At 64.2% G+C, this 12509-nt stretch carries 15 protein-coding genes; 5 read left to right on the forward strand and 10 right to left on the reverse strand.

Annotated elements, in window-relative coordinates; genetic code table 11:
* Positions 1-96: 96 nt before the first annotated feature.
* From AC2FNS_RS09995 to AC2FNS_RS10010, 4 genes are read right to left on the reverse strand one after another with little or no spacing between them, the layout of a single operon-like run.
* Positions 97-855: an SDR family NAD(P)-dependent oxidoreductase gene (locus tag AC2FNS_RS09995; protein WP_496711544.1), complete on the reverse strand. Its 759-nt coding sequence runs from the start codon at positions 853-855 to the stop codon at positions 97-99.
* Entirely contained in the window at positions 852-1784 is a 933-nt protein-coding gene (locus tag AC2FNS_RS10000) for an SDR family oxidoreductase (protein WP_496711543.1), read from the reverse strand. Before AC2FNS_RS10000 ends, AC2FNS_RS09995 begins: the two co-directional genes overlap by 4 nt.
* Positions 1781-2683: a bile acid:sodium symporter family protein gene (locus tag AC2FNS_RS10005; RefSeq protein WP_496679096.1), complete on the reverse strand. Its 903-nt coding sequence runs from the start codon at positions 2681-2683 to the stop codon at positions 1781-1783. Before AC2FNS_RS10005 ends, AC2FNS_RS10000 begins: the two co-directional genes overlap by 4 nt.
* A complete protein-coding gene (locus AC2FNS_RS10010; RefSeq protein WP_496686743.1) occupies positions 2680-3996 on the reverse strand; it encodes a flavin-containing monooxygenase in 1317 nt (438 codons plus the stop codon). Before AC2FNS_RS10010 ends, AC2FNS_RS10005 begins: the two co-directional genes overlap by 4 nt.
* 64 nt (positions 3997-4060) lie before the next feature.
* Between AC2FNS_RS10010 and AC2FNS_RS10015 the strand changes: the two genes are divergently transcribed.
* Positions 4061-4729, forward strand: coding sequence for a TetR/AcrR family transcriptional regulator (locus AC2FNS_RS10015; protein ID WP_496686745.1), 669 nt, complete (start codon positions 4061-4063; stop codon positions 4727-4729).
* A gap of 6 nt (positions 4730-4735) precedes the next feature.
* Here the strand turns inward: AC2FNS_RS10015 and AC2FNS_RS10020 are convergent, their stop codons facing one another.
* The 5 genes from AC2FNS_RS10020 to AC2FNS_RS10040 all read right to left on the reverse strand — a co-directional run bounded on the left by AC2FNS_RS10020 (position 4736) and on the right by AC2FNS_RS10040 (position 7271).
* Positions 4736-5575 carry a PhzF family phenazine biosynthesis protein gene (locus tag AC2FNS_RS10020; protein WP_496803830.1) on the reverse strand — a complete coding sequence of 280 codons (840 nt, stop codon included), beginning with the start codon at positions 5573-5575 and terminating at the stop codon, positions 4736-4738.
* Positions 5576-5628: 53 nt separating this feature from the next.
* Entirely contained in the window at positions 5629-5856 is a 228-nt protein-coding gene (locus tag AC2FNS_RS10025) for an alpha/beta fold hydrolase (protein WP_496679092.1), read from the reverse strand.
* Positions 5857-5865: 9 nt separating this feature from the next.
* A complete protein-coding gene (locus tag AC2FNS_RS10030) occupies positions 5866-6003 on the reverse strand; it encodes a hypothetical protein (protein WP_496679091.1) in 138 nt (45 codons plus the stop codon).
* A 257-nt stretch (positions 6004-6260) separates the two neighbouring features.
* Positions 6261-6608: an alpha/beta fold hydrolase gene (locus tag AC2FNS_RS10035; RefSeq protein WP_496711541.1), complete on the reverse strand. Its 348-nt coding sequence runs from the start codon at positions 6606-6608 to the stop codon at positions 6261-6263.
* A 48-nt stretch (positions 6609-6656) separates the two neighbouring features.
* Positions 6657-7271 carry a pyridoxamine 5'-phosphate oxidase family protein gene (locus AC2FNS_RS10040; protein WP_496797867.1) on the reverse strand — a complete coding sequence of 205 codons (615 nt, stop codon included), beginning with the start codon at positions 7269-7271 and terminating at the stop codon, positions 6657-6659.
* 303 nt (positions 7272-7574) lie between these two features.
* On the opposite strand from AC2FNS_RS10040, the gene AC2FNS_RS10045 reads away from it, so the two are divergent.
* The 3 genes from AC2FNS_RS10045 (at position 7575) to AC2FNS_RS10055 (ending at position 10245) form a co-directional block, all read left to right on the forward strand.
* Positions 7575-8138 carry a TetR/AcrR family transcriptional regulator gene (locus tag AC2FNS_RS10045; RefSeq protein WP_496711539.1) on the forward strand — a complete coding sequence of 188 codons (564 nt, stop codon included), beginning with the start codon at positions 7575-7577 and terminating at the stop codon, positions 8136-8138.
* Between the two features lie 49 nt (positions 8139-8187).
* The gene (locus AC2FNS_RS10050) at positions 8188-8979 is read left to right on the forward strand and encodes a TIGR03084 family metal-binding protein (RefSeq protein WP_496711538.1); all 792 of its coding nucleotides are present in this window, start codon (positions 8188-8190) and stop codon (positions 8977-8979) included.
* A gap of 108 nt (positions 8980-9087) precedes the next feature.
* Complete coding sequence (locus AC2FNS_RS10055; protein WP_496711537.1) at positions 9088-10245, forward strand: acyl-CoA dehydrogenase family protein; 1158 nt, start codon at positions 9088-9090, stop codon at positions 10243-10245.
* A 101-nt stretch (positions 10246-10346) separates the two neighbouring features.
* Here AC2FNS_RS10055 and AC2FNS_RS10060 read toward each other — a convergent pair whose 3' ends face one another.
* Entirely contained in the window at positions 10347-11231 is an 885-nt protein-coding gene (locus AC2FNS_RS10060) for a LysR substrate-binding domain-containing protein (protein WP_496797636.1), read from the reverse strand.
* Between the two features lie 98 nt (positions 11232-11329).
* Between AC2FNS_RS10060 and AC2FNS_RS10065 the strand changes: the two genes are divergently transcribed.
* Entirely contained in the window at positions 11330-12496 is a 1167-nt protein-coding gene (locus AC2FNS_RS10065; RefSeq protein ID WP_496711536.1) for a pyridoxal phosphate-dependent aminotransferase, read from the forward strand.
* The last annotated feature ends 13 nt before the right edge of the window (positions 12497-12509 follow it).

Here is a 12509-nt window from a genome sequence, read left to right on the forward strand (position 1 = left end):
ACGCCCGCTGGCCGGATTGTTCGTCAAAGACAAAGCAAAGCCGCGCCCAAAGGGCAACCCCGCACCGGGAAACAGGCCGCAAATAATGGCCGCGCGTCACGCGCCGCTGATATTGCGCTCCATCAGGCGTTGGTACAGGCGTGGGGCCAGCCGGTTCAGCCACCAGGCCAGCCTCGCCACCCGTCCCACCGGGATGACGGGCCGCCCGCGATCCAGCCCTTGCAGGATCACGCGAGCGGCCGCCTCGGGGGTCATCTCGTCCATGCCGTCGCTGGCCGATCCGGGGCGTGCGGTGCCGTCCGGCTGCCGCTCGGCCCGGCCCGGGTTGGTCGCCACGAATGAGGGCGCCGCGATATGCACCCGCACGCCATGGAGCCGTTCTTCGGATCGCAGCGATTTGAAGAAACCTTCCAGCGCGTGTTTCGAGGCAGCGTACGCTGTGCGGTGATACAGCGGCGCGAACCCCGCCACCGACGAGATTGCAAGATGCGCCCCGCGCGACTGGCGCAGCGCCGGTAGAAAGGAGCGGGCCATCGAGACGGCTGCGAAATAGTTGATCTCGAACACCTTGCGGTGGCTGGTATCGTCGGACTGATCGAACCCGCAGATCTGAGTGATCCCGGCGTTATAGACGACCAGATCGATGCTGTCGCAGTGCGCAAGCGTATCGTTCACGGCGCGCGCCAACTGGGCCGGATCGGTAAGATCACAGGTAATCGCCATCTGCGTGGCGGTGTCCTGCACCCCATCCACCTTCAGGTCCAACAAGACCACACGCCATCCACGCTCTTGCAGCGCGGCCGAGAGCGCCTGACCCAGGCCGCCGGACCCGCCCGAGATCACTGCGGTTTTCATAGGCCCACACTCCTTTTCCAAAGGTCGAACACCTCGGCGCTGGTCTTCTGCGGGACATAGCCGAACACGGTTTTCAGCGCCGTATTGTCCAGAACCGGTCGGTATTGCAGGAACCGCACCTGTTCGGGCCCGTAACGCGACAGGCGCAGGGGGCGGGCCACGGCCAGCGCCGCCTTCAGCGCCCAGGCCGGCAGGCGCAGCACAGATTTGTCCAGCGCGCGGGCCAGATCGTCGACACTCAGCGCGCCGTCCCCGGCGACGTTGTACACTCCCGGCGGCCCGTCGGTGGCCGCGCGTTTCAGGATGCGGGCCAGATCGTGGGTCCAGATGAACACGAAGGGGCTGTCGCTGCCCGCCACCGCCAACAGGCGGGATTTGCGGAACAGGGCAGTGATCTGGTTGTCGGTGCCGTCGCCCAGCACCGTGCCCACCCGCAGCACTACCTGCTCCAGCTGCGGCGCGGCGGTTCGGGTCTCGGCCAGCAATTCTTCGACCTGCCGCTTGTGGTCGGAATAGGGAAACTCGGGGTTGCCGCGCACCGGATCGGTTTCGCGCAGCGGCACCGGGTTGTCCGCGTGATAGCCATAGGCCGCACCCGAGGAGGTGACGACCAGCCGCCGCACGCCATGGGCCAGCGCGGCATCGATCACCTTGCGCGTGCCGCCCACATCCACCGCATGGGCCTCGGCCCGCGACATCCCCGGCGGAGGTGTGACGACCGAGGCCAGATGCACGATCACCTCGGGCTTCACCTTGGCGATCACCCGCGCGGGGTCGCCCGTGGTGACGTCCATGCGCAGAAACGGAACCTCGTCCGGCAGCGTGTCGGGGCGGCGCAGGTCGGTGGCAAACACCTCATGGTCGCTCAGCTCGTCCAGCAGGGCGCGGCCAACCAGCCCCGCGGCGCCGGTGATCAGGATGCGGGTCATCGGGCGGCCTCGGTCCGGGCCATCAGTTGCGCCAGCGCCAGCCCCGAGATGGCATGCCAGATTCCCCAGAAGGCGGCCACCACGGCCATGCCGCCCAACCCGTTGAAAAAGGCAAAGATCAGCACCAGCCCAAGGCCCGAATTCTGGATGCCGGTCTCGATCGTGATTGCACGCCGGTCATAGGGGGACAGCCGGGTCAGAGTGGCCACGACCCAACCGCCCCCCAGTGCCAGTGCGTTGTGAGCGATCACAAGCCCGGCGACCGCCCCCGCGTAGCCCAGGAAGAAACTCCAGTTGGCCGCCAGGGCGAGTACGATGAAGGCCACGAAAATGGCCATGGACAGGATCTGCAGCGGCCCGCGCAGCCGCGCCGTCAGGGCGGGGCGCTTCTGGTTCAGGGTCACGCCCAGAACCAGCGGCAAGATCAGCATCAGCCCGACAATGATGGCGATCTGTACCGGGTCGATCTGGGTCTGCTGCAGAATGGCGCGGGTCGGCGGGTACAGCCCGCCCCACAGCGCGATGTTGAACGGGGTCATCACGATGGCCCCGATGGTGGCGAAGGCGGTCATCGACACCGACAGCGCAGCGTTCCCGCCCGCCCGATGGGTGATGAAATTCGAGATATTGCCCCCCGGACAGGCCGCCACTAGGATCAGCCCCAATGCGATCGAGGGGCGCGGCTCGGTCAGCCAGACCAACAGGAAGGTCAGCGCCGGCAGTACCAGGAATTGCGAGGCCAGCCCCACCACCACTGGCTTGGGCGCGCGCCGCAGCCGGTCGAAGTCGCGTGGTGACAGGTCGATGGCGATCGAGAACATCACGATCGCCAAAATCGCGTTCAGCAGGGTCAGCGAGCCGGGGCTGAAATTAAGCGTAATCTCGTCGATGCCGGTCATGCGCGGGCTTTCCGGAACCGCGCGATCCAGTCTGTCACCGCCTTGCGATAGGTCGCCTTGTCCACGTAATAGGCCATTCGGGGCAGGTTCAGGTACTGCATGCCTCCGGTGGCGCGCTTATAGTCTTTTTGTTTTTCCGCCTTCAGCGCCGCGGCCACGGGGCAGCCGGATTGAAGACCCTTGATATAGCGCGCCACCATTTCGGCCTGCTCATGGCGTCCTTGCCAGCCCAGCCCGGTGGCTTCGATCATGCCCAGAACGAACAGATCGTCGCGTTCGGGATGCATGGCGTTCAGATACAAATGTGGCGCGTCGCCCTGCCAGTTCAGCAGGTTCGGGTCGATGAACGGATAGTGCAGCTTGTACCCGGTCGCGGCCAGAATCATGTCATAGTCGCTGGCGCTGCCGTCCTTGAAGTGGACCGTGCGCCCCTCGATCCGGTCGATATCAGGGCGAATGCGCAGGTCGCCGTGGCCTGCGTGGTAAAGGACCAGCGAATTCACCACCGGGTGGCTTTCGTAGAGTTTGTAGTCAGGTTTGGGAAAGCCGTATTTCTGCGGGTCGCCCACGAACCAGCGCAGGATCATCCCGTCGATCCGGCGCTTCAGCCACATGGGCAGGCGGATCATCCCGCCCAGCGTGTCGGCGGGTTTGCCAAAGACGTATTTCGGCACGAAATAATATCCCCGCCGCATCGACAAATCGCACCGCGTGGCGTGATGGATGGCGTCCACCGCAATGTCGCACCCGGAATTGCCCGCGCCCACGACCAGCACCCGCTTGCCGTGAAACTGGCTGGGATAGCGGTACTGCGCGGCGTGGATCAACTCGCCGTCAAACCTGCCGGGAAAATCGGGCATGTTGGGCTCGGACAGGGTGCCATTGGCGATCAGCACCCCGGCAAATTCGGCTCTATGAGTCCCTTGGCTGTCCCGCCAGGTTAGCCGCCAGCCATCGCCCGGCGCACCCAGGGGCGATGCTTCGATCACCTCGGCATTGAACCTGTAGTGATCATGCAGGCCGAAATAATCGGCAAAGGCCCGGAAATAATCGCGCATCTGCCGGTGCGACGGGTATTCGGCCACGTCGTCGCCCATCGGAAAATCGGCAAATTCGGTCATCGACTTGGACGAGATCAGATGCGCGGATTCGTACATGGTCGACCGTGGCGCATCGATATCCCACAGCCCGCCCACATCGGAATGCAACTCGAATCCCTGGAACGGGATGCCCTGTTCCTTCAGCACCTTGGCCGCCGCCAGCCCCATCGGACCTGCGCCGATCAAGGCATAAGCCTTGCGCGCCTGTATCATGAACCCTCCCCTGCTCGTGGCGCTTAACTTGAACGATCGTCCAAAATAAGGCAAGATGAAAAACATGAGCGCGAAATACATTGAAAAACAAAGGCAAAGGGCGCCGTCGGCCCGGTCGCTGGAAACCAAGGCGCGGATTTTGGACGCGGCTGAGGCGCTGTTTGCCGAGCGGGGATTCGAGGGCGCCTCGATCCGCGACATCGCCACGCGCGCCGGAGTACAGGTGGGTCTGGTCCACCACCATGGCGGCGGCAAGGAAGAGCTGTTCTTCCAGACCGTCGCGCGCCGCGCTGACGAGCTTGCGCAGATCCGGATGCAGGCGCTGGAGGATCGGCGCGCGCAAGGCCCGCTGACCCTGCGGGGTATTCTGGACTGTTTCATCCGCCCCTATGTCAGCCTTGCAGAAACGGGCGGCCCGGGCTGGATGGCCTATGGGCGGCTAGTGGCGCATGTGTCGGTCGATCCGCGCTGGCGCCATATCGCGGCCGCGTGTTTCGACCCCACCGCTGAGCTATTCATCCGCGAAATCGCCGCGCTGTATCCGCAGGCCGACCGGGCGCTGTTGGCTACGGGCCAAGTCTATACGGTTTCAGCGATGCTGGCGCATCTCAACAGCGCCTGGCGGGTGCAGGCGCTGTCACAGGGGGGCGATCTGTCCGGGATCGACCAACTGGTCGAGTTCTGCGCTGCGGGGATCGAGGCAATGGTACACTCGGGCCGCGCACGGCCCTGACCCGGCTCAGTCGATGGCGCGGGTGGTTCCCGAGACGCGCACGCCGTCGCCCTTCGCGGCGCCGATCTGAACGCGCAGAAGGGATCGCGCGCCCATATCCTCGCCTTGCACGATGTTGATTTCGCCGCCATGCGGCCAATCCAGGTCGCGCAGATACCCGGCAAGCGCGGCGGCTGCGGCGCCGGTGGCGGGGTCTTCCAGCACCCCGCCACTGGCAAAGGCGTTGCGGCTGTGAAACAGCTGGGGCGTTTCGGCCCAGATCAGGTTGATCGTGGTGAACCCTTGGGCCTGCATGAACTCGGCCCCGGTTTGCAGGTCATAAGTCATCTGAGCCAGACGATCGCGGGACGTCAGCGCCAGGATAAGGTGGTCGTTGCCTGCATTGGCGATGGTGGGCGCCAGATCGGTGCTCAGGTCACTGGGCGCAAGCCCGAATAGGGTGGTCAGTGCCTGCGCCAGAACATCGTCAGTCACCGCGCGGCTGTGGGTCGGCGGCGACACCAGCGTGGCCGCGACCCTGTCGCCGTCACGCCGACATTCGACCGTGATCTGCGCGTCGTTCAGCTGCAGCGCGTATTCTCCATCGCCGAACCGCTGCGCCAGCTGCGCCCCCAGCGCGATGGTGGCATGGCCGCAAAAGGCGACCTCGCCCACCGGTGCGAAATAGCGCACCCGCCAGCCCGCGCCCTGCGGCGCGGCAAAGGCGGTTTCGGAATAGCCGACAACGGCGGCGATCTTCTGCATTTCGGCATCCGAGGGCAGGGTATCCGCGATCAGAACCCCGGCCGGGTTGCCCCCGGCGGGGCCATTGGAAAAGGCGGCGATACGGTCAACATGCGGGGTCATGGGTCAGTCCTCCGGTATAGGGGGCCCCCGGACAGCCCCGGGGGGCAGGGGGGTCAGTTGATGCGAGCCAGGAAGTCCTGCATCTCGGCGGCGATCTCGGGGCCGAATTCCTCGAGCGCGAAATGCCCGGTGTCGCGGATGTGGAACTCCAGATCGGTCAGGTCGTTTTTGTAGGGATGCGCGCCCGCTTCGGGGAAGATCACGTCATTCTTGCCCCACATCAGCAGCGCGGGTGGCTGGTATTCGCGGAACAGCGCCTGCCATTTGGGGTATTCGCCCACATTGGTGCCCTAATCCAGAAACATCTCCAACTGCACTTCCTGATTGCCGGGACGGTCCAGCAGGTACTGGACGTGCCAGAAATTGTCCGGGCTGATCGCGTCGGGGTTCTGGGTGCCGTGGGTGAACTGCCACTGGGTGGAATCCATGGTCGGAAGGCGCGCAGGGCATCGCCGTTTTCCTTGGACGGATCGGCCCAATAGGCCTTGATCGGGTCCCAGAACTCGCGCAGGCCCTCGTCATAGGCATTGCCGTTTTGGATGATGAAGCCGGTCACGCGGTCGGGAGCCTCGGGGAACATCCGGAATCCCACCGGCGCGCCGTAGTCCATCAGGGAGACGGCACAGCGATCGACGCCCTTCGCATCCAGCAGCTCGGCCATCATATGCGCGGTTCCGGCAGAGCTTTAGTCATATGTATCCGCCGGGGGCATATCGGACGCGCTAAAACCGGGATAGTCGGGCGCGATCACATGGTCATCCTGCGCGATCACAGGGATCAGGTAACGGAACATGTGCGACGAGGGCGGAAAGCCGTGCAACAGCAGAACCGTCGGGTTGGCCGGGTCGCCGGCCTTGCGATAGGTGATCTTCATGCCGTCGATAGTCTGCGCGCGGAACTGGGTCTGGAACGGGTCGGGCTCGGCGGCGCGCACGGCTTCGGGCGAGAGGTAGAACCCGACGGTCACGACCGAGACGGCAAAGATTGATCCGGCGATCAGGGTGGCAAGTGTGTTAGTAATCGCGCGTAGCATGGCATTGATACTCCTGTTGCTGGCGTATTCGGGGTCTTGGGGTTTGGCTCAGGCCTTTCGGGCCAGGGCCTGCTTCAGTTGGTCGTTTTCGGCCTGCAGCTGGGCCATCTGGCGGCCAAGCTCGTTCAGATGCGGGCGCAGCTCGGCCTCGGTGAAGCGGGGAGTGATGTGGCGCGGGCAGTTCCAGTCCAGCGCCGCGACATGGATGATCGCTGCTCGTTCGGCCTCGGCCCAGTCGGGAAACAGATCGCGCGCGGCCTCGGCACCTTCGCAGAAGTCCACACGGCCCAGGATCTTGAGCCTGCGCTGGTTGGCATAATCCATCAGGATCAGCGCGATCCGGTCATTGCCGTCCAGGTTCCCGCGCGAGATATACTGCTTGTTGCCCGAGAAATCGGCATAGCCGATGGTCCGATCGTCCAGCACCTTCAGAAACCCCGCCGGGCCGCCGCGATACTGCACATAGGGCCATCTGGTCTCGGACACGGTGGATTGATAGAACCCGTCGCGCGCCTCGATGAAGGCCTGCTCGGCCGGGCCGATCAGGTGGCCCTGCTGCGGGCCGCCGTCGATGAACCTGGCGTATGAGGCGGCGGACCCCATCCGCTCTTGGTGCGCGCGGACGGCGGGGGTGAAGGTCAGTTCGGAAAAGGCGCGGGGCATGGTGGGGGCTTTCAGGCGAGGGTGGCGGCTAGAAGGGCTACGGTCAGAAGGAAGGGGACATAGCTTGCGGGAAATAGGCTGGCGCGGCGTCGCATCGGTCAAATCCTTTGGGTGTACAGATCAGTAAACTGTGCTGATAAGGTGTACAGTTCGGTTAACTTTTTCAACCATTTTTGCGGAATTTATTTTCCTGCGGTGGCCGGAAGAAAAATTTATTGATTAAAAACAGAGAATTCAGATTGGTGATTTGCAGCCGTTCGGCAGAAGGATTATGTACTGATCTGTACGCGAAGGAGCCGAATCATGCGTCCGAACAAACGGGATGAGCTGGTCCGCAAGGCACTGCAGGTGTTTTATCGCGACGGGTTTCACGCCACCGGAATGGACCGGCTGGTGGTCGAAACCGGCGTGTCCAAGACCTCAATGTACAAGCACTTCCGCACCAAGGAAGAGCTGATCCTGGCAGTGCTGCGCCTACGGGACGAGAATTTCCGCAACTGGTTCGTGCGCCGGATCGAGGAACTGGCCGACACCCCCGCCGATCAACTCCTGGCCGCGTTCGATGCGCTGGGCGAATGGTTCCGCGAAGACAATTTCCGCGGCTGCATGTTCATCAAGGCCGGGGCCGAATATCAGGCCCCCGACCACCCGATCCATGTGCAGGCGGGCGAGCACAAGCGCCTGCTGCTGGAATATTTCACTGACCTGTGTCGCAAGGCCGGCGCGCAGGACCCAGACAAGCTGGCCTGCCAGCTGCTGCTGCTGAAAGAGGGCGCGATCGTCACCGCCGTTCTGCTGCACAGTTGCGATCCGGCGCGCGATGCGAAAGCGGCCGCGAAGGTCCTTTTGCAGAACGCGCTGGCCTGACCGGCCGAAACCCGCTTTAGTGGCCCAATGGGCAGAGAGCGGGAGTGCCATGGATCAAGCTGCGGATTTCTTTGAGGAATGCCAGGTTCTCGACCATGCCCTTGAGCGTCTTGGTGCCAGCGACTGGCGCACCGTGACCCAATTCAAGGGTTGGACGATCGACGATGTGTTGGTGCACCTGCATTTCTGGAGCCAGATGGCCGACCTGTCACAGCGCGATCCGGATGCGTTCGATGCAAGGGTGCAGCGGGTGATGCCGCGCATCCAGGCCGAGGGCTTTCGCGCCACGGAAAACGCCGCGATCTCCCAGCGGGGCCATGACCTGCGGCTGGCCTGGCGCGATCTGTACACCCGCATGGCCTATGACTGGGCCCTTCTGGACCCCAAGGCGCGGGTCAAATGGGTGGGGCCGGACATGTCGGTGCGGTCCTCGATGACCGCGCGTCAGATGGAGACCTGGGCGCATGGGCAGGAGGTGTTCGACATCCTTGGCCTGACCCGACCCGAGACCGACCGGATCCGCAACATCGTCGTGCTGGGGGTGAACACCATTGGCTGGACCTTCACGGTGCATGGCCGCCCGGTGCCACCGGTGCCTCCCCATCTGCGCCTGACCGCGCCCTCGGGGGAGCTGTGGGAGTTCGGCGCGCCCGGTGCCGACCTGATCGAAGGGCTGGCCGTCGATTTCGCCCGCGTGGTGACCCAGACCCGAAACGTGGCGGACACCGGCCTGTCGGTGCGGGGGGCGGTCGCGCGGGAGTGGATGGACATCGCCCAGTGTTTCGCCGGCGCCCCGGAAACGCCGCCGCCGCCCGGCGCCCGGCACCGCGTAGGGCATTGACGCCAAAGGACGTTGCGTAGCAGCGCAAACCGACGCGGCGTCACCCGGATTGGCGGAATCGGCCGCGAAAGCTACCCTTTTCGCCAGCAGAATTCCGGAGAACCAATCATGTCGCTTTTTACCTCGACCGCTTCCTGGGTCACTGACGAACACCGCATGTTTGCCGAAATGGCCGGGCGGTTCATGGATGATGAACTGGTGCCCAACATCGAGGCCTGGGCCGAGCAGGGCGTCGTCGATCGCGACTTCTGGCGGAAGGCCGGGGAAACTGGGCTGATGGCCGGGGCCATCCCCGAGGAATTCGGCGGTGTCGGTGGCGGTATGGGTTTTGATGCGGTCACGATCTATGAACAAACCTCGCGGGGGGATGCGGGCTGGGGCTATGGCATCCAGTCGATCGTGACCCATTACATCACCGCCTATGGCAGCGAGGATCAAAAGCGCAAATGGCTGCCCAAGCTGGCCTCGGGCGAGATGGTCGGTGCGCTGGCCATGACCGAACCGGGCACCGGCTCGGACGTGCAGGCGATCCGCACCACAGCCGAGAAAGATGGCAATTCCTACCGGATGAACGGGTCCAAGATCTTCATCACCAACGGCCAGACCGCGGACCTGATCATCGTGGCTGCCAAGACTGACAAGTCGCTGGGCGCCAAGGGCGTGTCGCTGATCGCGGTCGAGACCGAGGGGGCCGAGGGCTTCCGCCGGGGGCGCAACCTCAAGAAACTGGGCATGAAGGCCAATGACACCGCCGAGCTGTTCTTCGAGGACGTGAAGGTGCCGATGACCAACCTTCTGGGCTCCGAGGAGGGGCAGGGTTTCTATCAGCTGATGAAGCAACTGCCGTGGGAACGTTTGACCATCGGCATCATGGCGCTGGGCGCGATCGACTTTGCCATCGCCGAGACGGTGAAATACGTGCAGGAGCGCAAGGCGTTCGGCCAGCGCGTGATGGACTTCCAGAACACCCGCTTCAAGCTGGCGGAATGCAAGACCAAGGCCGAGGTGCTGCGCAGCTTCGTCAATGACTGCATCGCCAAGCTGGAGGCCGGCCAACTGGATGCGGCCACCGCCTCGATGGTGAAATACTGGGGGTCAGAGGTGCAAAACGAGATCATGCATGAATGCCTGCAGCTGTTCGGCGGCTATGGCTTCATGATGGAATACCCGATCGCGCGGCTTTATGCGGATGCGCGGGTGCAGATGATCTATGGTGGCACCAACGAGGTGATGAAAGAACTCATCGCCCGCTCGATCGACGTCTGACCGGGCGCTCCCGCCCGTCGTCAACGGCCCTTGCGGGCCGCCTTCTCCGGTTGGGCCCGGCCGCGCCCGAGCGATGCTCGGACGCGGCCGAGGCGGATCGGCTAAGTCAGCTGCTCCTGCAGCCATGCGCGGAACGAGACAAGCGGGGCCGGTTCGGTGTGATTTTGCGGCCAGACAAGATAGTAGTCGCCCAGGCTGACCGGCGGAGCTGCGCAGGCCGGAACCAACCGGCCGGCTTCCATCTCGGCTGAAATCAGGTAGCTGGGCAGCAGTGCTACGCCCAGCCCATGGATCGTGGCCTGGATCATCGTCGAGAACTGGTCGAACAGCATGCCTCGGACGCCCTCGACAGGGGTGCCTTGCGCGGCGAACCAGCGTTCCCACGCATCGGGCCGGGTATCCAGATGCAGCAGTGGTGCGTCGACCAGCCATTCAACCTTCGGGGTTTCGGCTGGCAGCAGGGCTGGCGCGCAGACCGGCAGAACCGCTTCGCGCATGATCGGCAGATAGTTCACCCCGGTCCAGTCGCGCTGGCCGAAATGGATGGCCGCGTCGAAGGGTTCGGTGCCGAAGTCGAATGGCTTTAGCCGCGTGCTGAGGTTCATCGTCACTTCGGGGTGGCGCTGCGCGAAATCCTGAAGCCGTGGCGCTAGCCAGTGCATACCGAAGGCGGGCAGGATCGACAGTTGCAAAGAACCGCCGGAAGGGTTGGCCTTCAGCTTCAGTGAGGCCTGCGCCAGTTGCTGCAGCGCTGTTCTGGCGGTTTCCACGTATTCCTTGCCAGCGGGCGTGAGTTGCAGGCGCATTTGGTCGCGCTGGATCAGCGCGACGCCCAGCTGTTCTTCGACGGCCTTCAACTGCCGACTGACCGCGCTTTGGGTCAGCGAGAGTTCATCGGCAGCTGCTGAGGCGCTGCCCAAGCGGTCGACGGCTTCGAGTGCCAACAGGGAAGAAATAGACGGCAGAAATCGACGCGGCGCCAGCATATGACTTTTCCTCATGGCTTGTGGAGGGAATATCACTGGTGGATCCTCAAATCCAATAGCAAAAAGGCGCAACCTTAGAAAAGTGCAGCGGGAATACCATGACTATTCAGAACAGTTTGAGCGGATTTCGCCGGGCGGGGCGGCTCGACGGGATCGAATTGTCCGAAATTGTTCAGATCTCGGAACGGGCCGCGCAGTTGCGGGCGCAGGGCGTGGACGTGATCGCGCTCAGCACCGGTGAGCCCGACTTTCCCACCCCGCCGCATGTGGTCGAGGCCGCGCACAGGGCCGCGCTGGATGGCCAGACCCGATATCCCGCCACCGCCGGAACGCCGGCTCTGCGTGCCGCCATCGCGGAACAGGCCGGGGTCGAACCGGCGCAGGTCATCGTCTCGACCGGGGCCAAGCAGGTTCTGGCGGGCGCGTTCCTGGCGACACTCGATCCGGGCGATGAAGTCATCACAACCGCCCCTTTCTGGACCAGCTACGCCGACATGGTGAAACTGGCGGGCGGCGTGCCGGTCGTGCTGGACTGCCCGCGCGAACAGGGCTTCAAGCTGACGCCCGAACAGCTCGACGCCGCGATCACTCCGCGCACGCGCTGGCTGCTGCTGAACACTCCGTCGAACCCGACCGGGGCGGTTTACACCGAATCCGAACTTCAGGCGCTGGGCGACGTGCTGGAGCAGCACCCGCAGGTCTGGGTGATCTCGGATGAGATCTATCAGCACCTTGCCTATGTGCCCTTCGCGCCCTTCACCCAGGCGGTTCCGGCGCTGGCAGACCGCACACTGACGGTAAACGGCGTGTCCAAGGCCTATTCGATGACCGGCTGGCGCATCGGCTGGGGGATCGGCCCCGCGCCGCTGATCAAGGCGATGGCTGCGGTGCAGGGGCAGATCACCTCAGGCGCCTGTTCCATCGCGCAGGCGGCAGCTCTGGCCGCACTGACCGGCCCGCAGGACCTGCTGGCCGAACGCCGCGAGGCCATGCGCACTCGTCGCGATCTGGTCGTGGCGGGCCTGAACGCCGCCGGGTTGGACTGCCCGGTGCCCGACGGCGCCTTCTACGTATTTCCGCAGACGCCCGCTGCGATGCCCTCGGACCCCGAGTTCTGCCGTCACCTGCTGGATCACGCGGGCGTTGCGGTGGTGCCGGGGCGGGCCTTCGGCATGCCGGGGCATTTTCGGCTTTCCTTTGCCTATGACACCGATAGCCTGACCCAAGGCCTGCTGCGGATCACCGACGCCACGGCCAAACTCTGACCTGACCGGGGGA

It is taken from the genome of Ruegeria sp. BHSA191 (assembly GCF_059613325.1).